25 protein-coding genes and 1 pseudogene are annotated in these 21,751 nt (G+C 50.0%); 14 read left to right on the forward strand and 12 right to left on the reverse strand.

The genetic code is table 11. The features are described 5' to 3' along the window. Positions 1-54: 54 nt before the first annotated feature. Complete coding sequence (gene mgtE / locus L9P87_RS17255) at positions 55-1,317, reverse strand: magnesium transporter (protein WP_435531800.1); 1,263 nt, start codon at positions 1,315-1,317, stop codon at positions 55-57. On the opposite strand from mgtE, the gene L9P87_RS17940 reads away from it, so the two are divergent. Continuing rightward, positions 1,318-1,440: a hypothetical protein gene (locus L9P87_RS17940; protein WP_435531801.1), complete on the forward strand. Its 123-nt coding sequence runs from the start codon at positions 1,318-1,320 to the stop codon at positions 1,438-1,440. A 122-nt stretch (positions 1,441-1,562) separates the two neighbouring features. Here the strand turns inward: L9P87_RS17940 and L9P87_RS17260 are convergent, their stop codons facing one another. The 9 genes from L9P87_RS17260 to L9P87_RS17300 form a co-directional block, all read right to left on the reverse strand. Next, positions 1,563-1,832, reverse strand: a complete 270-nt coding sequence (locus L9P87_RS17260) for an HPr family phosphocarrier protein (RefSeq protein WP_237446010.1) — start codon at positions 1,830-1,832, stop codon at positions 1,563-1,565. 15 nt (positions 1,833-1,847) lie between these two features. Continuing rightward, positions 1,848-2,708 carry an RNase adapter RapZ gene (gene rapZ, locus L9P87_RS17265; RefSeq protein WP_237446011.1) on the reverse strand — a complete coding sequence of 287 codons (861 nt, stop codon included), beginning with the start codon at positions 2,706-2,708 and terminating at the stop codon, positions 1,848-1,850. 23 nt (positions 2,709-2,731) lie between these two features. Next, positions 2,732-3,193 carry a PTS IIA-like nitrogen regulatory protein PtsN gene (ptsN, locus tag L9P87_RS17270; protein ID WP_237446012.1) on the reverse strand — a complete coding sequence of 154 codons (462 nt, stop codon included), beginning with the start codon at positions 3,191-3,193 and terminating at the stop codon, positions 2,732-2,734. Positions 3,194-3,212: 19 nt separating this feature from the next. Beyond that, complete coding sequence (gene hpf / locus L9P87_RS17275; RefSeq protein ID WP_237446013.1) at positions 3,213-3,515, reverse strand: ribosome hibernation-promoting factor, HPF/YfiA family; 303 nt, start codon at positions 3,513-3,515, stop codon at positions 3,213-3,215. Positions 3,516-3,613: 98 nt separating this feature from the next. Then, positions 3,614-5,113 carry an RNA polymerase factor sigma-54 gene (locus tag L9P87_RS17280; RefSeq protein ID WP_237446014.1) on the reverse strand — a complete coding sequence of 500 codons (1,500 nt, stop codon included), beginning with the start codon at positions 5,111-5,113 and terminating at the stop codon, positions 3,614-3,616. Between the two features lie 236 nt (positions 5,114-5,349). Further along, the gene (gene lptB, locus L9P87_RS17285) at positions 5,350-6,075 is read right to left on the reverse strand and encodes an LPS export ABC transporter ATP-binding protein (RefSeq protein ID WP_237446015.1); all 726 of its coding nucleotides are present in this window, start codon (positions 6,073-6,075) and stop codon (positions 5,350-5,352) included. After that, complete coding sequence (gene lptA, locus L9P87_RS17290; RefSeq protein WP_237446016.1) at positions 6,076-6,708, reverse strand: lipopolysaccharide transport periplasmic protein LptA; 633 nt, start codon at positions 6,706-6,708, stop codon at positions 6,076-6,078. After that, positions 6,698-7,267 carry an LPS export ABC transporter periplasmic protein LptC gene (gene lptC, locus L9P87_RS17295; protein ID WP_237446017.1) on the reverse strand — a complete coding sequence of 190 codons (570 nt, stop codon included), beginning with the start codon at positions 7,265-7,267 and terminating at the stop codon, positions 6,698-6,700. The genes lptA and lptC overlap by 11 nt, the downstream gene beginning before the upstream one ends. Positions 7,268-7,302: 35 nt before the next feature. Continuing rightward, positions 7,303-8,277: a KpsF/GutQ family sugar-phosphate isomerase gene (locus L9P87_RS17300; protein ID WP_237446018.1), complete on the reverse strand. Its 975-nt coding sequence runs from the start codon at positions 8,275-8,277 to the stop codon at positions 7,303-7,305. 193 nt (positions 8,278-8,470) lie between these two features. Between L9P87_RS17300 and L9P87_RS17305 the strand changes: the two genes are divergently transcribed. The 5 genes from L9P87_RS17305 to hisD all read left to right on the forward strand — a co-directional run bounded on the left by L9P87_RS17305 (position 8,471) and on the right by hisD (position 12,875). Continuing rightward, positions 8,471-9,157, forward strand: coding sequence for an MlaC/ttg2D family ABC transporter substrate-binding protein (locus L9P87_RS17305; protein WP_237446019.1), 687 nt, complete (start codon positions 8,471-8,473; stop codon positions 9,155-9,157). 138 nt (positions 9,158-9,295) lie between these two features. After that, positions 9,296-9,538, forward strand: coding sequence for a BolA family protein (locus L9P87_RS17310; RefSeq protein ID WP_237446020.1), 243 nt, complete (start codon positions 9,296-9,298; stop codon positions 9,536-9,538). A gap of 51 nt (positions 9,539-9,589) precedes the next feature. Further along, positions 9,590-10,852: a UDP-N-acetylglucosamine 1-carboxyvinyltransferase gene (gene murA, locus L9P87_RS17315; protein WP_237446021.1), complete on the forward strand. Its 1,263-nt coding sequence runs from the start codon at positions 9,590-9,592 to the stop codon at positions 10,850-10,852. Positions 10,853-10,854: 2 nt separating this feature from the next. Continuing rightward, on the forward strand, positions 10,855-11,493 hold the full coding sequence (gene hisG, locus L9P87_RS17320; protein ID WP_237446022.1) for an ATP phosphoribosyltransferase: 639 nt from the start codon (positions 10,855-10,857) through the stop codon (positions 11,491-11,493). A gap of 71 nt (positions 11,494-11,564) precedes the next feature. Next, positions 11,565-12,875 (forward strand): histidinol dehydrogenase, encoded by a 1,311-nt coding sequence (gene hisD / locus L9P87_RS17325; protein WP_237446023.1) that lies wholly within the window; start codon positions 11,565-11,567, stop codon positions 12,873-12,875. On the opposite strand, the gene L9P87_RS17330 is transcribed toward hisD, so the two are convergent. Beyond that, positions 12,876-13,988: a S1C family serine protease gene (locus L9P87_RS17330; protein ID WP_237446024.1), complete on the reverse strand. Its 1,113-nt coding sequence runs from the start codon at positions 13,986-13,988 to the stop codon at positions 12,876-12,878. A gap of 133 nt (positions 13,989-14,121) precedes the next feature. On the opposite strand from L9P87_RS17330, the gene L9P87_RS17335 reads away from it, so the two are divergent. After that, positions 14,122-14,880 carry a Nif3-like dinuclear metal center hexameric protein gene (locus L9P87_RS17335; RefSeq protein WP_237446025.1) on the forward strand — a complete coding sequence of 253 codons (759 nt, stop codon included), beginning with the start codon at positions 14,122-14,124 and terminating at the stop codon, positions 14,878-14,880. 7 nt (positions 14,881-14,887) lie between these two features. On the opposite strand, the gene L9P87_RS17340 is transcribed toward L9P87_RS17335, so the two are convergent. Further along, positions 14,888-15,340 carry a Z-ring associated ZapG family protein gene (locus L9P87_RS17340; protein WP_237446026.1) on the reverse strand — a complete coding sequence of 151 codons (453 nt, stop codon included), beginning with the start codon at positions 15,338-15,340 and terminating at the stop codon, positions 14,888-14,890. A 216-nt stretch (positions 15,341-15,556) separates the two neighbouring features. Here L9P87_RS17340 and zapE point away from each other — a divergent pair, with 216 nt between their 5' ends. The 7 genes and pseudogenes from zapE to L9P87_RS17375 all read left to right on the forward strand — a co-directional run bounded on the left by zapE (position 15,557) and on the right by L9P87_RS17375 (position 21,617). Continuing rightward, on the forward strand, positions 15,557-16,663 hold the full coding sequence (zapE, locus tag L9P87_RS17345) for a cell division protein ZapE (RefSeq protein ID WP_237446027.1): 1,107 nt from the start codon (positions 15,557-15,559) through the stop codon (positions 16,661-16,663). Positions 16,664-16,798: 135 nt separating this feature from the next. After that, on the forward strand, positions 16,799-17,239 hold the full coding sequence (gene rplM / locus L9P87_RS17350; protein WP_237446028.1) for a 50S ribosomal protein L13: 441 nt from the start codon (positions 16,799-16,801) through the stop codon (positions 17,237-17,239). Next, positions 17,239-17,631 carry a 30S ribosomal protein S9 gene (rpsI, locus tag L9P87_RS17355; protein ID WP_237446029.1) on the forward strand — a complete coding sequence of 131 codons (393 nt, stop codon included), beginning with the start codon at positions 17,239-17,241 and terminating at the stop codon, positions 17,629-17,631. Before rplM ends, rpsI begins: the two co-directional genes overlap by 1 nt. Positions 17,632-17,853: 222 nt before the next feature. Continuing rightward, positions 17,854-18,444 carry a ubiquinol-cytochrome c reductase iron-sulfur subunit gene (gene petA / locus L9P87_RS17360; RefSeq protein ID WP_237446030.1) on the forward strand — a complete coding sequence of 197 codons (591 nt, stop codon included), beginning with the start codon at positions 17,854-17,856 and terminating at the stop codon, positions 18,442-18,444. Then, positions 18,444-20,479, forward strand: a pseudogene (locus tag L9P87_RS17365) (ubiquinol-cytochrome c reductase). Before petA ends, L9P87_RS17365 begins: the two are co-directional and overlap by 1 nt. A 90-nt stretch (positions 20,480-20,569) precedes the next feature. Continuing rightward, positions 20,570-21,217, forward strand: a complete 648-nt coding sequence (locus tag L9P87_RS17370; RefSeq protein ID WP_237446031.1) for a glutathione S-transferase N-terminal domain-containing protein — start codon at positions 20,570-20,572, stop codon at positions 21,215-21,217. Between the two features lie 4 nt (positions 21,218-21,221). Beyond that, the gene (locus L9P87_RS17375; protein ID WP_237446032.1) at positions 21,222-21,617 is read left to right on the forward strand and encodes a ClpXP protease specificity-enhancing factor; all 396 of its coding nucleotides are present in this window, start codon (positions 21,222-21,224) and stop codon (positions 21,615-21,617) included. Positions 21,618-21,751: the final 134 nt, after the last annotated feature.

Genomic DNA, 21,751 nt, shown 5'->3' on the forward strand with positions numbered 1-21,751 from the left:
ATAACCGACAGTATTGTTAATGCAGTTTAGTCAGCTAATTCGCCGTGATAGCTTCTATAAAAATAATGTGGCCAGGCCGAGGAAGGTAAAAAAGCCAACGGCATCGGTAATTGTTGTCAGCGCCATGCTGCCAGCGAGTGCAGGATCTATCTTCATGGCTTTCAAGGCAACCGGGATTAATACACCGGCAGCGGCGGCAATCATTAAGTTAATCACCATGGCTCCGGCGATTATCATACCGATAGTCGTATCGTTAAACCATAAAACAGCGATGATTGCCGCACAGCAGGCCCAAATTAAACCATTGATCACCGCGACGCCAAGTTCTCGGGTGAATAGCCATGAGGTATTGCTATTACCTATTTGGCCAAGAGCCATACCGCGAATAATAATAGTGAGGGTCTGGTTGCCGGCAACGCCACCCATGCTAGCGACGATCGGCATAAGCACTGCCAGGGCAACAACTTTTTCAATAGTGGCTTCAAACAGGCCGATGACATTGGCCGAGAATAATGCGGCTAAGAGGTTAACCCCGAGCCAAAGTGCTCGCCTAGGGGCCGTGGCCCTGACGGTGGCGAAGGTGTCAGCTTCCTCATCGAGGCCGGCCATGCTCAGTAGTGAGTGATCGGCATCCTCACGGATGACATCGACCACATCATCGATAGTAATACGGCCAAGTAGCTGGCCTTCATCATTGACCACCGGCGATGACACCCAATCGTTTCGTTCGAAGAGGCTGGCAACATCGGTATCGGAGGTGTGTGCCAGAATAGGTTCGATGTCAGTGGTCATGACTTCCCGCACGGTCATACTGGGATCGCTGGACAGTAGTTTGCTGATAGGTAGCAAACCGAGAAATTTATCCTTGCGATTGACGACAAAAATAGTGTCGATAATATCGGGTAATTCGTCGTGACGACGCAGATAGCGCAGCACCACATCCAGACTGAGGTCTGGCCGCGTGGTGATGTTATCGGTATTCATCAAGCCGCCCGCAGTATCCTCGTGGTAGGGCAGAATCTTCTCTACCCGTTGACGATCTTGGGCATCCATCGCCAGCAACACTTCACGGATGACGCGATCGGGCAATTGCTGCAATATGTCAGCGGCATCATCGGGTTCGAGCCCGTCGGTCAGGGCAATGAGTTCATCGGTGTCTTTGTTCTTTAAAAAATTGGCCTGAAGCTCCTCGCCCAGCTCTTGTAATACGCTGCCCTCTCGGCGGTTGTCGAGTAAGCGCCACAGCACGGAGCGCTGTTTAGGTGGGGATGACTCTATCAGGTGAGCGATGTCTGCATCGGTCAGACTCTTCAACATATGCCTTATGCTTTGGAGGGCTCCGCTATCGACGGCGTCATTGAGAGCGCGAAGATGGTGCTGAGTTTGGGCTTGGTCGGTAGCTTGGGGCATAAAAATTACTCTGTTGAAGATAGTGGTTGAGCGCTAGGCGTGACCTTCTGATAATGGTGTGGGGTGAATGGGGGCGATTATGCTAGAAAAAGTATAAGACAACAACGCATTATCGGTATTATTCAACGTGGTGTAATGTTACTTATTTGCATCTATTCATCTTCGTCAAAGCGGTTATTGATCAGTTGGCAGACAGCTTCCATGGCGGCGGTTTCATCGCTGCCCTCACAGCGGATGGTTATCCAGCTACCCTTCGAGGCGGCCAGCATCATTACCGACATGATGCTTTTGCTGTCGACGCTTTTCTCATCGCGAATAATGGCGATTTGGCTGGCAAAGGCGCTGGCAACTGTTACTAGCTTGGCTGCGGCCCTGGCATGGACGCCGAGTTTATTGATGATTTCTATCTGTTGCTCAACCATGAGTATGCTGTCGCTTTATTTATTATCGAGTTCTCGGTGGCGTACCTGTACATTGTCATAAAGGGCGCTGAAATGTTGATAAAGTTTTTCCGCCATAAAGACGCTGCGGTGCTGTCCGCCGGTGCAGCCAACGGCGACAGTAGTATAAGAGCGATTATTGGCGGAGAATCGAGGCACCCAGCGTTCAAGGTATTGTTTGATATCGTCAAACATCTCTTTCACCTCATCCTGTTCTGATAAAAAGTTCTTTACCCCATCGTCAAGGCCGGTTTGGCTGCGAAGTGATGGCACCCAGTGTGGATTGGGTAGGCAGCGCAGGTCGAACACCATATCAGCATGGTTGGGGCTGCCCTTTTTAAAGCCGAATGACTGGAATTGCAGCGTCATCTGGCCGCTGTTTTGGTCGGCGACCTCAATGCGAATAAAATCACGTAACTCGTGATAGCTAAGTTTGGTGGTGTCGATGGTTAAATCGGCGATATTAGCAATCGGCTCGAGAATCACACGCTCGTCTTCAATTGCCTCCTGCAATGCGGTGTGGCGATTGCTCAACGGGTGCTTACGACGAGTTTCACTGAAACGCTTAATTAGAGAGTTGTTGTCGGCGTCGAGATAGATAACCGAGGTCTCGACTTCTTCCGGCAGTGATGAAATAAGGGTGGGAAACTCAGAGAGCGTACGAGAGCTATTGCGGGCATCGATGCAGACGGCAAGCATCTCTTGTTCGGGGGACGAGTTGGCTCTCGCCTCACTGATCAAGGCGGGCAATAGATAGGCGGGTAGGTTGTCGATACAGTAAAAGCCGACATCTTCTAACACATTAAGCGCTGTACTCTTGCCGGAGCCGGAGCGTCCGCTGATGACGACTAGTTTCATAGCTTCCCTATCTTGTAATCCAGTTAGCCTGTTGCAATGGGCTGCAAGGCGGCATCAAAAAGTTCTTGGTTGCTGTTGGTTGCCCTCAGACTTTGGCAATAATCTTCAGCGCTAAACAATTCCGCCATCATTGACAGGGCCTGAAGGTGATCATCGCAGGCTTCCTCAGGAACCATCAGCACGAACAAGATATCAACAGGCTGATCATCGATGGCATCAAACGCAACGGGTTTGTCGAGGGTGAATAAGGCGCCGGTAATCCCCAGGCAGTTGGGCACTCTGCAGTGGGGGATGGCAATGCCTTTGCCAATGCCGGTGCTGCCGAGCTTTTCTCTTGCATTAAAACGCTGAAACAGCTCCTCGTTATCAAAGGCGCTGACATCCTTGCAGATATGTTCTGCAATGATTTCTAGCACGCGTTTTTTGGAGGAGGCTGACGCACCTGAGACGGTGCGTTCTAGTGTGAGAATATTTTGCAGTTGCATGATAATTTAATAAGTCTTGCTATCTGGAGCCATGATTACTGGCGGTTTGCTTTTCTTTGTATTTCAGCAATTGACGGTCTAGCTTGTCAGTTAGCAAGTCGATTGCGGCATACATATCAGCCGCTTCCGAGGATGCGGCAATGTCGGCGCCGGTCACGTGTATCGTGGCATCGGCCCGGTGTCTGGTTTTTTCAACAGTCAGTGTAACATGTGAGTTGGTAATACTATCAGAGTGTCTACTGAGACGGCCAAACTTATTGGTGACATATTCGTGTAAAGCTTCAGTAACATCGACGTGGTGACCGCTGATATGGATTTGCATATGTTTATCCTCTGTCGCTACAGGCTGTAATTGCCCTGTTGTCTGTGTGAATACCGCATCTTGGTTGTCGCCCAATATTTGACGGGCTTATCTATAGTCTAGACCAGTTGTTTGCGTTCGTTTGAGGGAGGAATCATCATGGATTCTCTGTACTTAGCGATTGTCCGCCGGGCGACCTTAATCCCTTGCTCTGCCAGCAGCTTGGTCATTGCATTGTCGCTGAGCGGCTTGCGAGGATTTTCGGCGGCCACCAATTTTTTGATAATGGCGCGGATTGCCGTCGATGAGCATTCGCCGCCACTTTCGGTGCTGACGTGGCTGGAAAAAAAGTATTTCAGCTCGAAGATGCCCCGGGGGGTGTGCATGTATTTCTGCGTTGTCACCCTGGAGATCGTAGACTCATGCATTTCAACGGCGTCGGCGATGTCGAGCAGGACCATTGGCTTCATCGCCTCATCACCGTAGTCGAGAAAACCCTGCTGCATTTCGACAATTTTGCTGGCAACTTTCATCAGTGTTTCATTCCGACTCTGCAAGCTTTTCAGGAACCAGCGTGCTTCCTGCAAATTGTCTTTTAAAAAGGTATTGTCAGAGCTATTGTCGGCCCGCTTGATTAGCGAGGCGTAATCGTTGTTAATGCGTATGCGGGGGGCGATATCGGGGTTTAGCTCCACTCGCCAGTGTTCATCGACCTTGCGGACGTAGACGTCGGGGACAATATATTCGGCGCTGTTGGCCTCTAAGTCATCACCAGGACGGGGGTTAAGGCTTTGAATCAGGCTGATAACGGCCTTCAGTGGCGCCTCTTTGATGCGAGCTCTACGCATTAGCTGATTAAAATCTTTGTTGCCCAGTAGCGGTAAATAGTGCTCGACAACTTTTTTGGTGTCACTGAGCCAAGGGGTGGACTCGGGTAATTGGTTGAGCTGAATTAGCAGGCATTCTCTTAAATCTTGGCTGCCAACACCGGGTGGGTCAAACTGCTGAATACGATGCAGTACGGCCATTACCTCGTCGAGTTCAATGTCTAGCTGATGATCATCCTCAAAACCTTGATGGATTTCCTCGGCACTCAGTGACATAAAACCAGAGGGCTCTATGGCATCGATAACCGCGAGACCAATCACCCTATCGGTGTCGGACATGGGAGTGAGGTTTAGTTGCCATAACAGATGCTCGTGCAGGCCCTCGGCCTGACTGTTCCGGCTGTCGATATCAAAGTCTTCGCCGCCAGGTCCTGCGCTACCACCGGTGTTCTGGTAAACATCATCCCACTGTGTATCAACGGGAAGCTCTTTGGGGATGTTGTCAGGGTTTGACCAATCGATATCAGACTGAGCGGCATCGGCGGGCGTTTCGGGGCTGGCTGTTTCTATTTGGGCGGGTCCCTCAGTCGTATGGTTGAGGGCTTCTAAATTATTTTCCGGTGAGGCGTTATGTTCCTCTTCGGTGACTTCGAGCATGGGGTTGGAATCGAGAGCCTGCTGGATCTCTTGTTGTAAATCGAGCGTTGACAACTGGAGTAGGCGAATAGCCTGTTGCAGTTGCGGGGTCATCGTTAATTGCTGACCCATTTTCAGTTGCAGCGATTGTTTCACAGCGACAGATTCTCCCAAGCGAACCGCGTATCAGTCTCTGTTTGCTATTTTCGGTTATAGCAATAATAAGAGCTCTCTGAATAGCCGGATATCCGCCGGCAATCTAGTAAGGCCGGCATTATAATCATCAGTAACTCTGTAAAAGCAGTAGTTATTATCAAATTTATACAGCGTCAGTTTATCGGTAGTCGCGACGACAAGCAAACATTAGACCAGCTTTAAAATAGCCTTTGTGTTTAGAGCTTGAATTGCTCACCCAGATAGACTTTGCGGACCTGATGATTACTCAAAATAGTCTCTGCGGTGCCCTCGGCAATAATATAGCCTTCGCTGACGATATAGGCCTTGTCACAGATGTCGAGGGTCTCTCTGACATTGTGATCGGTAATGAGTACCCCGATGCCTTTGGACTTCAGGTGATTAACAATCCCTTTGATCTCGTTAACCGAGATGGGGTCGACGCCAGCAAAGGGCTCATCGAGCAGGATAAATTCAGGCTCTGTGGCCAGCGCTCTCGCTATTTCTACCCGGCGCCTTTCACCTCCCGAGAGAGACATGCCGAGGCTTTTACGAATATGGGTGATATGGAATTCTTGTAGCAGCTCTTCCATTTTTGCATGACGCTGTTTCTTGTTTAAATCCTGGCGTGTTTCGAGTATCGCAAGCAGGTTGTTTTCCACCGATAATTTGCGAAAAATTGACGCTTCCTGTGGCAGGTAGCCAATCCCGTGTTTGGCCCGGCCGTGCATAGGTTCTGCGGAAATATTGGTGTCGTTGATCCACACCTGGCCGGCATCCTGGGGCACAATCCCGACGACCATGTAAAAGCAAGTGGTCTTACCGGCGCCGTTGGGGCCGAGTAGGCCGACAACTTGCCCGCTGTCTATCGACAATGAAACATCTTGAATGATTTTACGTTTTTTATAGGCCTTGGCTAAATTGTTGGCTTTCAGGGTCGCCATCTAAGGTTGCTCACTTTTATCGGTGCTGTCAGTGTCAGTTGGCGCCTCTGGCGCGGGCTCGCTGGTGGGTATGGCCTCGTCCGGTATTCTATCTGATGGCGGGGTGACCTCTGCGGCGGGTGCCTTCTTTTTACTGGGGGGGAGGACTACGTGAACGCGGCCATCGCCCTCTTGTTGGTCTTTGTTGCCCTTGGCTTTGACGATTTCTTCCGCCATGAGGTATTCAATCTGTTCGCTATCGACCTGGGTGCCATCCTGTTCGATACTGGCCTGGCGGGTCAGAACGAGTAGCTCTTTGGCGGCATAATAGTCGATGATTTCGCCGCGGGCATAGACTATCGCCTTGTTTTCTTCGGGGCGCTGTTGCAATTTTGCCGGTTTGCCCAGCGCCTGAATTTTGGATAATTCGCCGTTGACCTGGTTGATGATAATTTTGTCGGCTTCAATATGAAGCGTGCCTTGGTCGAGTTCGACATTACCGATATAGGTGGTAATCGCATTCTTATCGTCACGCTCGGCGCGATCAGAGCGAATATGAATAGGTTGTTCGCGGTCAGTAGGCAGCGCCTGGGCCAGCTGGACCGTCAGCAAGGAGCAGAGAATCGCAATCGCTGTTAGGGGGCTATGGCTCATAAACAGAGTGAACTCCAGAGAGTAGAGAAATAAATTCTTTGTTGAAGTCAGCGTGCATCCCCGTCGCCTTGGTGACGCCTGATGCCTGGGTAATCGTCACCGCTTCTTTGGTATCGGCGGTATTGAGTACGGTGTTAATTAATAATATTTCAGTGTTCAGCACGGTACTGTCGGCAGCGGTATTACCGGTGGTAATCACTACATTGTTGGTTAATAGTACGGTTTTATCAGGGTTTACCGTAGCATTTTTTGCCGAGGCTATCTGTTTTGTCACACTGGCCTCGTAACTCTTGATGACCGGGTTAGTCACAAAAGAGGTGTCGCTGTGATCGAAGTGAATCGCTTTGTCAGCAATCGAGTGGGTATCCAGCTTGCCGTCGACATCGAAACTGCGGTGATCGGCTTCGGTGATATACCATGCTGGTGCTTTAATCACGGCGGCCACTAGCAGGTCGCCGGTATTGTTATCCGGCGAGGTGAAGTAGGCAACAGCAGTGACACCAATGACGGTGGCGGCTGCGGCCAGCCATTGTTGTACCTGTCTCGATCGTTTGCTCACCGGCTAGCATCCGTAACGTGTTAATAGTGTCAAAATTATACCAGACCGGCTCGTAATAGTGCATGCAGATGGACGACACCGGCTAGGTTATCGTCTTGGTCGACAACAACAACAGAGGTGATTTGGTTGTCCTCCATGATTTTCAAGGCACTGGCCGCCAACATGTCGGGGCTGACAGTCTGGCAACCTGGGTTCATCAATTCGCCAATAGTGGCTCGGTGAATGTCGATTTCGCTGTCGAGGCTGCGTCGTAAATCACCATCCGTGAAGACCCCAACGACTTTTTGTTGTTCGTCGACAACAGTGGTCATGCCGAGGCGTTTCTCGCTGATCTCAACCAGCGCCTTACTCAGCGTGGTATTGGTTGAAACGCGGGGGATTTCATCACCATAGACCATGGCGTCAGACACTTTCAGCAGCAGGCGTCTACCCAGAGTGCCACCGGGGTGAGAGAAAGCGAAGTCGTCGGCGGTAAAGCCTTTCTCCTCGAGCAGTGCAATAGCCAGTGCGTCTCCCATGACCAGTGCCGCGGTAGTGCTTGATGTTGGAGCTAAATTCAGTGGACAGGCCTCTTTGTCGATACTGACGTTGAGGTTGGCATCGCTGGCCTGCGACAGCGGTGACTGCGGGTTGCCGGTAATGGTAATCAGTGGTGCGCCCATACGCTTGATCAGCGGTACGATGGTGACAATTTCGGCGGTATTACCGGAGTTGGACAGCGCTAGTACCACGTCATCCTTGGTAATCATACCCAAGTCGCCATGGCTGGCCTCTCCTGGGTGGACGAAAAAGGCCGGGCTGCCTGTGCTGGCTAGGGTGGCTGCAATCTTATTGCCAATATGCCCCGATTTACCCATGCCGGTCACTACAATACGGCCTTTGGCCTGCAGCATGAAGTGGCAGGCTTTGTCGAAATTTTCATCGAGGCTGCTTTTAAGGTCGTTGATCGCCTGTTGCTCGAGGTCGATAGTGCGTAGCGCAGACTGAATAAAAAGAGGCTGGGTCGTCATAGGTTAGACCTTAGAGTAGGGCGAATAGTTTGAGCATGTTAATCAAAGCCGATAGCTGAGTACAGAACAAGTTTTTAGTGGTTATTTTTTGTGGTTAAACATGTTCTTTATCAACCGTTAATACGGGGGGTGTGGGTTGTTTAAAGAGGGGGTATACTGAGGTGAATAAAATTACTGTGTTGGAAGGTGTTCGATGTTGTTAAACCTGTATCGCTGGCTGGCTGTTTTACTGGTTATGGGCTCTGTGACGGTTGCTGCCCAAGGGGCTGAGACGCCGGGGCCTGAAAAAGTGATCGCGCAGGTAAGTGAAGAGGTGATTGGTGAGATTACGCTGGCCCAGCAGTATTTCGAGCAGGACCCCGAGCGTTTCTATAATTCAATCGAAAGAATATTGGACCCTGTGGTCGATTTCACCAGTTTCTCTCGCAATGTAATGGGTAAGTATGGCAGCTCAGCGGCCTACCGAAGTTTGGCTACCAAAGCAGAGAAAAAGCAATTTGTCGACCGAGTCAGACGCTTTAACCATAAGTTTAAAGATGGCTTAATTCATACCTATGCCAAGGGTTTGCTGGGGTTTGGTGGTAATAAAATAGAGGTCTTAGCATTGACTTCCGAACAGCATCAACAGGTGCTGGATAGGCAGTCTGTCGATGTAGTTCAGCTTATCCACAATGATACACCGACGCCTTACCGCGTTCAGTATAAGATGCGGCCGAGCAAGAAAGGCGATTGGAAATTACGCAATGTGGTCATCGAATCTATTAACCTAGGCAGTGTCTATCAACAGCAGTTTGCCAGCGCAGTAAGAACCTACAATGGCGATATTGATGCCGTCATTGATAATTGGTCTGTGACGCCGCAGCAGGTCGATGGCTCATAGCATGTAGGTCTTGGTTGTGCAGGGGGCTTAAGTTTGACTGGTGGCGCAGGATTTCAGCTTCCTCAGCTCGCAATGTGGGGGTAAATTGTCTAGAATGCGGCACAATTATTCCGTATTAAATCTTTTTTAGGTATATCCATGCAGGCTCAAGAGATACAGCAACTATTAGAGCAGCAGCTCGCAGGCACTCAGGCAACAGTCAATGTCAACGGCAGCCATATCGATATTACAATTGTTGGTGATATTTTCGAAGGTGTCAGCCGCGTTAAGAAGCAGCAGCTTGTTTATGGCGCGATCAATGAGCATATTGCCTCAGGCGCTATTCATGCGGTTGACTTTATCAAGGCGTTCACGCCGGAGCAGTGGGCTGCAAAAGCTTAATTGCTGTACCTTTATATCAATTCCTGAACTCAAAAATACGTTAGAGGCTCAATGGATAAGTTAATGATTACTGGCGGCACCCGTTTAGATGGGCAGATCCGCATTTCTGGCGCAAAAAACGCTGCGCTTCCTATTTTGGCGGCAACACTATTGTGTGATGAGTCGGTGGTGATTCACAACCTACCTCACCTGCATGACATCACCACGATGAACGAATTACTTCGCTGCCTAGGGGTGGAGTTGACCATTGATGAAAAGCTCAGTGTTGAAGTCAATACCTCAACCTTGAGCAGTGTCACCGCGCCCTACGAGTTAGTGAAAACAATGCGTGCCTCGATCTTGGTCTTGGGGCCGCTGCTGGCTCATTATGGTGAAGCCAAGGTCTCGTTCCCCGGTGGTTGCGCTATCGGTAGTCGTCCGGTGGATATTCACCTGCGCGGTCTTGAGGCAATGGGGGCGAAGATTAATGTCGAGGGCGGCTATATTCATGCTGTCTCAGATGGCCGTTTGAAGGGTGCCCATATCTTTATGGATGTGGTCACTGTCGGCGGCACGGAAAACCTGCTGATGGCCGCGGCCTTAGCTGATGGTACTACCATTCTGGAAAATGCAGCGCAAGAACCAGAAATTGTCGACCTGGCAGATTTTTTGATTGCCATGGGTGCTGATATCAGTGGTCACGGTACCAACACCATAACGATAAACGGTGTTGAGAAGCTCAAGCACTGTGAATATCGCGTGATGGCCGACCGTATCGAGACGGGCACCTACCTGGTGGCCGCCGCCGCCACGGGTGGTCGAGTAAAGTTGATGGAAGCGAGAAGCGATACCATGGAAGTGGTGTTGGCCAAACTGGAAGAAGCTGGCGCCAAGGTTACTGTCGGCGATGGCTATCTTGAGCTTGATATGGAAGGGCGTCGACCGAAGGCCGTCAACTTAAAAACGGTCCCATATCCAGGTTTTCCTACCGATATGCAGGCGCAGTTCACGGTGCTGAACAGTATTGCCCAAGGCACTGCAACGGTGAGTGAAACTGTCTTTGAAAACCGTCTGATCCATGCCCACGAGCTCAATCGTATGGGCGCCAACATACATCTCGAAGGCAATACTGCGATTATTCATGGTGTGGAAGGCTTACAAGGGGCGCCGGTCATGGCCTCTGACTTGCGAGCCTCTGCCAGCTTAGTGATTGCAGGCCTGATTGCCGAGGGTGATACGGTTGTCGATCGAATCTATCACATCGATCGTGGTTATGAATGTATTGAAGAAAAGCTTCAGTTGCTCGGTGCAACGATAAAGCGTTTGGTGGATTAAGTATGACTCAGCCTTTAATTATCGCCTTAACCAAAGGGCGTATCCTGAAAGAGACCCTGCCATTATTGGCCGCGGCAGGCATTGAGCCGATCGAAGATATCTCGAAAAGCCGTAAGCTTATTTTTGAAACCACCGACCCATCCGTGCAGTTACTGGTCATCCGCGGTTCGGATGTGCCGACCTATGTGAAACATGGTGTTGCGGATATGGGGGTGTCGGGCAAGGACATGTTATTGGAGGTCGGTGGTGCCGGTCTCTACGAGATGCTCGATTTGGAAATTTCTAAGTGCCAGCTAATGACGGCCGGTATTACCGGTGCAGAATTACCCAAGGGCCGCATTAAGGTGGCCTCTAAATTTACCAATATCGCCAAGCAGTATTGCGCCGAACAGGGCTTGCAGGCTGAAGTTATTAAGCTTTATGGCGCAATGGAACTGGCACCTATCATGGGGTTGGCCGATTTGATTGTGGATATTGTCGATACTGGCAATACTTTGCGCGCCAACGGTATGGAACCGCTCGATCTTATTGCCGATGTCAGCAGCCGCCTGGTCGTCAACAAGGCTGCGTTGAAAATGAAGCATCATCGCATTGAGCAAGTGGTTGAAAAAATCTCTGCCGCTGTTGTAGCAAAGCGATAACAGCATAACGATGGCTTGAATCTGTTAGTTGCCGGCACTGTCCAGTGTCGGCACCCTTGTTGGTAATGAAAATGAATAACCTCGATATAAAACGTTTAAACAGTAGTGATACAGACTTCTCTCAGCAGCTAGAGCAGTTGCTGGCTTGGGAGTCGGTCTCAGACCATGCTGTCCATGGCGCTGTTGTCGATATTATCGAACGGGTTCGCCGCCAAGGTGATCAGGCGTTGGTTGAGCTTACTGCGACCTTCGATCGCTACTCGGTCGATAGCTTTTCCGAACTGGCGGTTTCTGCCGAACGTATCGCTCAGGCATTGGCGAATATCGATGCCGATAAGCGTCAGGCATTAGAAAAGGCCGCAGAGCGAGTGCGCAGTTATCACCAGCATCAACAGCAGGATTCCTGGCAGTATACCGAGGCCGATGGCACCGTATTGGGCCAAAAAATATCGCCTCTGGATCGTGTTGGTCTCTATGTGCCTGGGGGCAAGGCTTCTTACCCCTCGTCAGTGTTGATGAATGCCATACCGGCGAAGGTCGCCGGCGTGCAAGAAATTATCATGGTCGTGCCCTCGCCAGACGGTGAGCTAAACGATATGGTATTAGCTGCGGCGGCGATTGCAGGTGTCGATACGGTATTTACCATCGGTGGTGCACAGGCCATCGCAGCGTTGGCTTATGGTACCGAAACCGTGCCCAAGGTGGATAAGATTGTAGGGCCTGGCAATATTTATGTGGCGACTGCTAAGCGTCAAGTGTTTGGTCAGGTCGGACTCGATATGATTGCTGGACCCTCTGAGATTCTGGTTGTCTGCGACGGTAAAACGGATCCAGATTGGATTGCAATGGACCTGTTCTCTCAGGCTGAGCATGATGAAGATGCCCAGGCAATATTGCTCAGTGATAGTGTGGAGTTCCTCGATGCGGTCCAGCAGAGTATGGATAAATTACTCCCGACTATGGAGCGCAGTGACATTATTCGAGCGGCAATCGAGGACCGCAGCGCACTGATTTTGGTGCCATCGATGCAGGCGGCGACTGAGATCACCAATATTATTGCGCCAGAGCACCTCGAGTTATCGGTGGAAGACCCTGAGGCGATGCTGGCAGAGATACGCCATGCCGGTGCAATTTTTATGGGGCGCTATACTGCCGAGGCGCTTGGTGATTACTGTGCAGGCCCCAACCACGTTCTGCCAACCTCGGGTACCGCGCGCTTCTCATCGCCACTGGGTGTATATGATTTTCAGAAGCGGAGTTCGTTGATTATGTGCTCTGCGCAGGGCGCGTCTGAGCTGGGTAAGACCGCTTCGGTATTGGCCCGCGGCGAATCACTGACGGCTCATGCCCGCTCAGCTGAATACCGTATAAAGCTGCAGTAGCTATTGCTCTTCGGCTGGCCGTTTACCCACGGTGAGTCGAAGCTGAAGCGGCTGGTTATCTCTTGAAACTTCGATTTCAATAACTTGGCCTGGTTGTAACGAGGCAACTTGCGTCATTCCCATTCTGCCGTTGATCAACGGTTTATTATCAATTTTGAGTATATTGTCATTGGCCATCAAGCCGGCTCTTGCCGCCGGGCTGTTACGGTAAATCGCGCTGATGACCAGCCCGCTGGGGTTGCGGTTGCTGGCGCTGCTAATTTCCTGTACTTCGATGCCTAGCCAGCCTCTGACGACTTGGCCATGTTGAATGATTTGATTGAGAATATTGCTGGCAATATCCGCTGGAATAGCCAGGCCAATGCCCTGGGAGCCTCCGGTTTTAGACCAAATGGCCGAGTTAATGCCAATCAGTCGACCATAGACGTCGATTAATGCGCCGCCTGAGTTGCCTGGGTTGATGTCGGCATCAGTTTGGATGTAATTCTCATAGGTGTTGAGTGCCAGGCCATAGCGTCCAGTAGCGCTGATAATACCCTGGGTCACAGTGTGTCCAAAACCAAAGGGGTTGCCGAGGGCCAATACAACATCGCCTACACGGGCTTGCTCAGGCTGTCCAAACACAATGGGTGTGAGTTCAGGGAGTTCTATTTTGAGTACCGCAAGATCGGTTTCTGGGTCGCTGCCAACGACAACGGCCAGGGACTCGCGTCCATCCAGCAGCGACACTAATATTTGATCGGCACTGTCGACGACGTGGTGATTGGTCAGAATGTAGCCCTTGGCGTCAATAATGACACCCGAGCCGAGGCTGCGCTCAATACGTTGCTGTCTAGGTGTGTCGCTGTTATCAAAATAGTGTTTGAAAAAAGGGTCTTGCATCAGAGGGTGTTGTTGCTGAGGGCTCTGTTTGGCGGTGTAGATGCTGACGACGGAAGGAGCGGCGATAGAAACAGCGTCGGCGTATGAGAGTGGTTGCTGGTCCTGCCGGCTGCTATCAACTTGAGGCTGGGTCGAGGAAGAGAAGTACCGAGGGAACGCCAGAATGATGACGGCGGCCAGTAAAAAGCCGCAGATTGTTGGCCAGCCGAATAGTTTGAGGACAGATTTCATGTGCTTCTCTGGGGCTTAAAGGGCAAAATATACTGATTATCATATAGTTTTCAGTATCTGCTGTCTTCGTTGGCGGTTGAAATAGTCCGCTTTTAATTTACCATTGGGGCAGTCTAAAAAGAGTGAGAAAAGTATGGCTATTGAGTTGAGTGAGTTGTTGGCATTTTGCGACGAGGTGCTACAGCCGCAACAGTTTAGTGATTATGCCCCTAACGGTTTGCAGGTTGAGGGTGCCAATAGCATTAATCGGATTGTGTTTGGTGTGACCGCCAGTCAGGCGCTGATTAATCGTGCTGTCGAACTCGGTGCTCAAGCTATCGTGGTCCATCATGGGTATTTCTGGAAGGGTGAAAACCCCTGCATCACAGGATTGAAGAAAAATCGCTTAAAGGTGTTATTGGCCAATGATATCAGCCTACTTGGTTATCATTTGCCCCTGGATTCTCACCCGGTATTGGGCAATAACGCACAACTGGCGCAGTTATTGGGTTTGGCTGTTGAGGGGGGGGTGGCTGGTACGGGCAGCCCAGCAATTGCATTGCAGGGTTCTCTGGCACAGGTTTGTACTGGCGAAGAACTGGCCGCCAGCATAGAGACGAAGCTTGGTCGCAAGCCGTTACATATCTCTGCTCCACGACCGATCAAGCGTGTTGGCTGGTGTACTGGTGGTGGCCAATCCTATATCGAGCAGGCGATCGCTGCCGGTGTCGATGCATTTATTACCGGTGAGGTATCAGAGCAGACAGTGCATTCTGCCAGGGAGTGGGGTGTGCATTTCTATGCGGCAGGCCACCACGCAACAGAGCGTTACGGGGTCAAGGCCATGGCAGAAGAGATGGCTGAGCGGCTGGATGTCGATACGGTGTTTGTTGATATCGATAACCCAGCCTGATAGCCGGTTAACGCTCGCTGGCTGTCTTTTGTAAGCCAAAGCCTTCGTCGAGCACGCCGCTCTTTGTTTTTGGGTCTTTAGGGGCGTAGTCAAGCGGCGCAAAGCCTGCAGTCTCGGTTGTTTCGACAACGTCTTGCTGGTCTTCGGGGCCTTGGATTTTCTTCAGTGGCTGCTCGATAATCTCTTCATTTAGCAACTCGCTGGCACCCTGTGCAAGGTGGTTGTGAACGTCGCGATAACTCTTGGTAAGTTCGTCTACCAGCTTGGCTGTTTCAAGAAAGTGGTCTTCTACCTGTTGCTGGTACTCATCGAGTTCCTTTTTGGTGTTTGCTAGCTCGTCACTGAGGTCATTGTTGGCACGGCTGCCGCTGGAGAGGCGAGAGCTGGCGAAGGCGCCAATAATTGCGCCGATCAGGGCAAACAGGGCGGCGATAATAATTGCTTCGAAAGTCGAGAACACGTTAATTCCTCTGAAACGGTGTAGATATAGAGTGTAGATGATTCTACGGCGATATATTTTAGCGATAATTAAACCATTTAACCGGCGCCAAAGGCTAGCGGTTTTGGCTGATTGACCTGTTCAGATTTGCCTGTTGTGATTTGTGCCGGTAAAGTGGCAGCGCTTTCGCTCTGCGGCGATAGAATAAAAGCAGGCGCCGATTTTGGTTGTGGATAAATGACTCCTCTAGAACGCTATAAAAACGATTTACAAACCCCGGGCTTTAACTACGATGCTTCGCAGGAAAATGCGGTTAAGCATTTGCAGCGATTATACGACGAATTGCTGGCGTCTGAGGCCGTGAGCGGCGGGGGCTTATCGGTAAGATTGAAGTCATTATTTGGTCGTCAACAAGAGCCGGCGATGGTGAAGGGGCTTTATTTTTGGGGCGGCGTCGGACGCGGTAAGACGTATCTGATGGATAATTTTTACGACAGCCTGCCGTTTGAGCAGAAACAGCGGACACACTTTCATCGATTTATGCGCGATGTGCATCACCAGTTAACAGAACTTCAAGGGGAGAAGAATCCCCTGGAGAAAGTGGCTGATGGCATTGCTAAAAAGGCTCGAATTATCTGTTTTGATGAGTTCTTCGTCTCTGATATCACTGATGCAATGATTCTTGGCGGTTTGTTTGAGGCGCTGTTTGCTCGCGGTGTGGTGTTGCTGGCAACCTCTAATATTATTCCTGACGGGCTCTATAAAAACGGTTTGCAGCGCAGTCGTTTCTTGCCCGCGATTAAGCTGCTGAATGAGCGTACTGAAATTATTAATGTCGATGGCGGTGTTGACTACCGTTTACGAACTCTGGAACAGGCTGAATTGTTCCATCATCCCCTCGATGAGGCGGCGGAATTATCGTTGGCCAGCAGTTTTACTAATCTGGCGCCGGACCATGAGCACTGTGAAGCCGATGTCGATATCGAGATAGAGGGGCGCAATATCCGAGCGAAAAGAGTGGGCGATGATGTGGCCTGGTTTGATTTCTACGCTATTTGTGATGGCCCTCGTTCGCAGAATGACTACATTGAGCTGGCCAAAGAATTTCACGCGGTGTTGATTTCTAATGTCCCGGAATTTCAAAATAAGGATGATTTGGCAAGAAGATTCATTAATTTGGTCGATGAGTTTTACGACAGGGGGGTAAAGGTGGTACTATCCGCCGCGGTGCCATTGGGAGAGCTGTATTCCAGTGGTAAGTTATCATTTGAATTTGAGCGCACAATCAGCCGGTTGCTGGAAATGCAGTCGCACGAATACTTGGCCAGAGAGCATAAGCCTTAGGGTTTATATTATTGAAATCAAGTGTTTGGGTAGTAAGTTTTACATAATGCCTTGGCTGTAATATGGTCTGGTTGGTAAAACCTGCTGCGAAGTTCACGCCTTCAAATTCGCACTATCGCCTCAGAGGCAAATTTAATGAAGACTTTTAGCGCAAAACCAGCCGACGTAAAACGCGACTGGTATATTGTTGACGCGGCTGATAAGACCCTTGGTCGTTTGGCTACAGAAATTGCTCACCGTTTACGCGGCAAGCATAAAGCTGAGTACACACCTCACGTTGATACTGGCGATTACATCGTTGTTATCAATGCGGCACAAGTACGTGTTACCGGTAAGAAAGCGACCGACAAGATTTACTATAGCCACACTGAATATCCTGGCGGATTGAAAGATATTAGCTTCGAGAAGCTAATTGATAAAGCGCCAGAGCGTGTTATTCAGTCTGCGGTTAAGGGAATGTTGCCACGCAACCCACTGGGTCGTGCAATGTTTAGAAAGATGAAGGTTTACGCCGGTAGCGAACATCCGCACGCCGCGCAACAGCCTCTAGAACTTGATCTTGGGGTAAGTAAATAATGTCTGCTACTCAATACTACGGTACTGGTCGTCGTAAGACCTCAACTGCACGTGTTTTCCTTACTTCAGGTACAGGTAACATTACTATTAACAATCGCACTATCGAAAATTTCTTCGGCCGTGAAGTTGCGCGTATGATTGTACGTCAGCCTCTAGAGTTGGTTGAAATGGTTGAGAAGTTCGACCTTAACATCACTGTTAAAGGTGGTGGTAGCTTCGGTCAGGCTGGTGCAATCCGTCACGGTATTACTCGTGCGTTGATGGAATATGACGAGAACTTACGCCCGGCTCTACGTAAGGCTGGCTTCGTAACTCGTGATGCTCGTGAAGTTGAACGTAAGAAGGTTGGTCTACGCAAAGCGCGTAAGAAGCCTCAGTTCTCAAAGCGTTAATTCGACGCTTTTGCCAAAGAAACGTCCGCTTGCGGGCGTTTTTTTTCGGCGTCAGAATGTGCTTTATGCAATTGTGGAATTAAAACCTATGATTATTGGGGTTTTTCTTGTCAGTACCCCTGTTTTTAATTACCATGGTTCGGATTTATTTTAGGCTTTTCTAAAGGCGTTGAGCAGACGTCTGAAAATAATTTGTTAAGCTTTAATGGGGGAGAGATCGTCATGACTGACGAGGTGAATACAGGGCGGCGACGCTTTCTGACCGCAGCAACAACCGTTGTTGGCGCGGCCGGAGCAGTAGGGGTTGCAACACCGTTTATTGGATCATGGGCGCCAAGTGCCAAGGCAAAGGCCGCTGGCGCGCCAGTTCAGGTGGATGTGAGTAAAATTGAAGCAGGTCGTATGGTTGTTGCCGAGTGGCGTGGTAAACCAGTGTATCTTGTGCATCGAACACAGGAACAGTTGGACGCATTGGCAACGAATAATAGCCGTCTGCAAGATCCGGATTCTGAGCAGCAACAACAACCTGCATACGTGACCGGTGATGAGCGTTCAGTTAAGCCTGAGTTGCTAGTGTTGGTCGGATTGTGTACCCACCTTGGCTGTGCACCAAAGTTTCGTCCAGAATTGGCTCCTGAAGACTTGGGCGCGAATTGGGTTGGTGGTTTCTTCTGCCCGTGTCACGGCTCTCGCTTTGACCTGTCGGGTCGAGTATTCCAGGGCGTCCCTGCACCGCTGAACCTAGAAGTACCACCATATCGCTACATCTCAGATGGCGTGATCATGGTTGGTGAAGATCCGGAGCAAGCATAATGAAAGCACTCGTAAATTTGCGTGATTGGGTCGACGAGCGTCTGCCTATTGTCCGTGCATGGGATACCCATATGGGTAAATACTATGCACCGAAAAACTTCAACTTCTGGTACTTCTTCGGTGTTTTATCGATGGTGGTGCTGGTCAACCAGCTGTTGACTGGTATCTGGTTAACAATGATGTATGTGCCGGATCCAGACTTGGCCTTCGCCTCAGTCGAATACATCATGCGTGATGTCGATTACGGCTGGATTATTCGTTATATGCACTCTACCGGCGCCTCGGCGTTTTTTGCCGTCGTTTATCTGCATATGTTCCGCGGTTTGCTTTACGGCTCTTATAAAAAGCCACGTGAGCTCGTATGGATCTTTGGTATGGCTATCTACCTGGTGTTGATGGCAGAGGGTTTCCTCGGCTATGTACTGCCATGGGGGCAGATGTCTTACTGGGGTGCGCAGGTTATTGTTTCGCTATTTGGTGCAATTCCTGGCATTGGTCCTGACTTGGTTGAGTGGATTCGTGGTGACTTCCTCATCAGTGGTGTCACACTAAACCGTTTCTTTGCTCTACATGTTGTCGCCTTACCCATCGTCTTGTTGGCGCTGGTGGTGCTGCACTTGTTAGCGCTGCACGAAGTGGGTTCAAATAACCCTGATGGTGTTGAGATTAAACAGAATAAAGATGAAAACGGCATCCCGAAAGACGGTGTTCCTTTCCATCCTTTCTACACTGTGCATGATTTGGTCGGTATTGTTGTTTTCTTGTTCGTATTCTGCGGCATCTTGTTCTTTATGCCTGAGATGGGAGGCTATTTCCTAGAGCACGCTAACTTCGAAGAAGCGAATGCGCTGAAAACGCCGGCACACATTGCCCCCGTTTGGTATTACACGCCGTTCTATGCGATGTTGCGTGCAGTAACCTTCAATATTGGCCCGCTGGATGCTAAGTTCCTTGGTTTTGTCGTGATGGGTGGTGCTATCGCTATCTTATTCGTCTTGCCTTGGTTGGATCGTAGCCCAGTCAAATCTTGGCGCTACAAAGGTCGCATGAGCAAGTTCGCCTTGTTGGCACTGCCTGTTGTATTCGTTATCCTCGGCTATTTAGGTGTCGTACCTGCCACTGAAACAAGAACCTTGGTCGCGCAGATTTGTACTGTGCTGTATTTTGCTTTCTTCTTGCTAATGCCTTGGTATACATCGAAAGAAAAGACCAAGCCAGTTCCAGATAGGGTGACAATGAAATGAAACAGTTGCTAGCAGTGTTAATAATGGCAGCACTTCCGCTTGTTGCTTCAGCTGCGGGCGACAAGCCCTGCGGCACCATTGATTGTATGAAGATTACCGTTGATGCAACGGATCAGCCATCGCTACAACGCGGTGCGCAGACCTTCGTCAACTATTGTATGGGTTGTCACGAGGCGAAGTTCTCTCGCTACGGGCGTATTGCCAGTGATCTGGGCATGCCGGAAGAGCTGGTCATGGAAAACTTGATTTTCGATGACAGTAAAATCGGCGACTTGATGACTAATGGCATGACGCCGGCTGACGCTAAGAAGTGGTTTGGTGCAGGCCCTCCAGATCTGACCTTGGTTGCACGTTCGCGTGGTAATGATTGGCTGTATACTTATCTATTAAGTTTCTACACAGATCCAACGCGCCCATGGGGTGTTAACAACCTGGTCTTCAAAGATGTTGGTATGCCGCATGTGTTGCGTGAGCTTCAGGGCGATACCGAATGTAAGCCGGCCTATGCCATTGCTGCCAATGGTGGCGTTAAGCGTGATCCGCTGACAGGAATTCCGATGGAAGACCCTGAGCATGCCTGCGGTCGCGTTGAAAACATCGAGGGTACGGGCAAGCTGAATGCCGCCGAGTATGAGCAGGTTGTTTACGATCTGACCAACTTTATGGCGTATATGGCTGAGCCAATGAAAGAAGAGCGTAAGCGCCTAGGTGTTTATGTACTACTGTTCTTGTGTGTCATGTTTATCTTCGTCTATTTGCTTAACCGCGAATATTGGAAAGATATTCACTAAGCAATTGCAGTGATTAGCTTGACGGCAGCGGCATCAACTTGGTGCTGCTGTTTTTGTGTTTTTAAATATTGAGTTTCTGAGGGATTTTCAATGGGTGTAGTTGCAAAGCGTTCATCAATGACGTTTTTTTCGGACGGTGCTAGTCATTATAGTCACCGTGTACGTATCGTATTGGCCGAGAAAGGCGTCACCGTTGACATCGTTGATGTCGATGCCGATAACAAGCCGGCTGAACTGGCTGACTTAAACCCATACAATAGTTTACCGACGCTATTGGATCGTGACCTGGCGCTCTATGAGTCGAAGGTGATGATGGAGTATTTGGATGAGCGCTTCCCGCATCCGCCGTTACTGCCTGTTTACCCCGTTGCCCGTGGTCAGAGTCGTCTCTGGATGTATCGCATTGAGCGTGATTGGTGTCGCTTGGTAGATTTAATTGATAATCCGAAGACCAAGGCAAAAGAGGCTGATGCTGCTCGTAAAGAATTGCGTGAGAGCTTGAGCGGTGTGGCGCCTATTTTTGATGACAAGCCTTATTTCATGAGCGACGAGTTCACCTTGGTTGACTGTTGCTTGGCACCGATTCTATGGCGTCTGCCTAAGTTAGGTGTTGAAATTGCCAAAACTAAGCAAACGACACCGCTGTTCAAATATATGGACCTGATCTTTGCTCGTGAATCATTCCAGGCCAGCTTATCTGAAGCTGAGCTGGATATGCGCACTCAGTTAAAGTCATAGCTCTATGGAAATGACTTCTAGGCGTCCTTATCTCATTCGTGCTACCTACGAATGGATTTTAGATAATGACTGCACACCCTATGTGGTGGTGAATGCCACATTGAAAGATGTGGTCGTGCCTCAGCAATTTGTTGAAGATGGTCAGATCGTGTTAAACGTGGCGCCCTCTGCGGTGCGAGGCTTGAATGTCGGCAACGACTTTCTCACCTTCGACGCCCGATTTGGTGGCGTGCCGATGGATGTCTTTGTGCCGCTTTATGCGGTTATTGGTGTCTACGCTCGTGAAAACGGTGAGGGGGTGTTATTCGAGGAGGAGCTTCCGACTGATACCGACCCTGAGCCAACACCACCAAAACCTGAGCCTGCTGCGAAGCGGCCGAGTTTGAAGGTCGTGAAGTAAAAGTGTTAGACATAAAAAAACCGGCGTCAGCCGGTTTTTTTATGTCTGAGATTTGGCGGCCGGTGTTTGGTTTGGGTCTGTATCGAGGCTTGTAGGGTGTGGGCTACGGGTAATCCCCTATCTGCGACGGCTTT

Source organism: Sinobacterium norvegicum, from assembly GCF_923077115.1.
GTDB lineage: Bacteria > Pseudomonadota > Gammaproteobacteria > Pseudomonadales > Sinobacteriaceae > Sinobacterium > Sinobacterium norvegicum.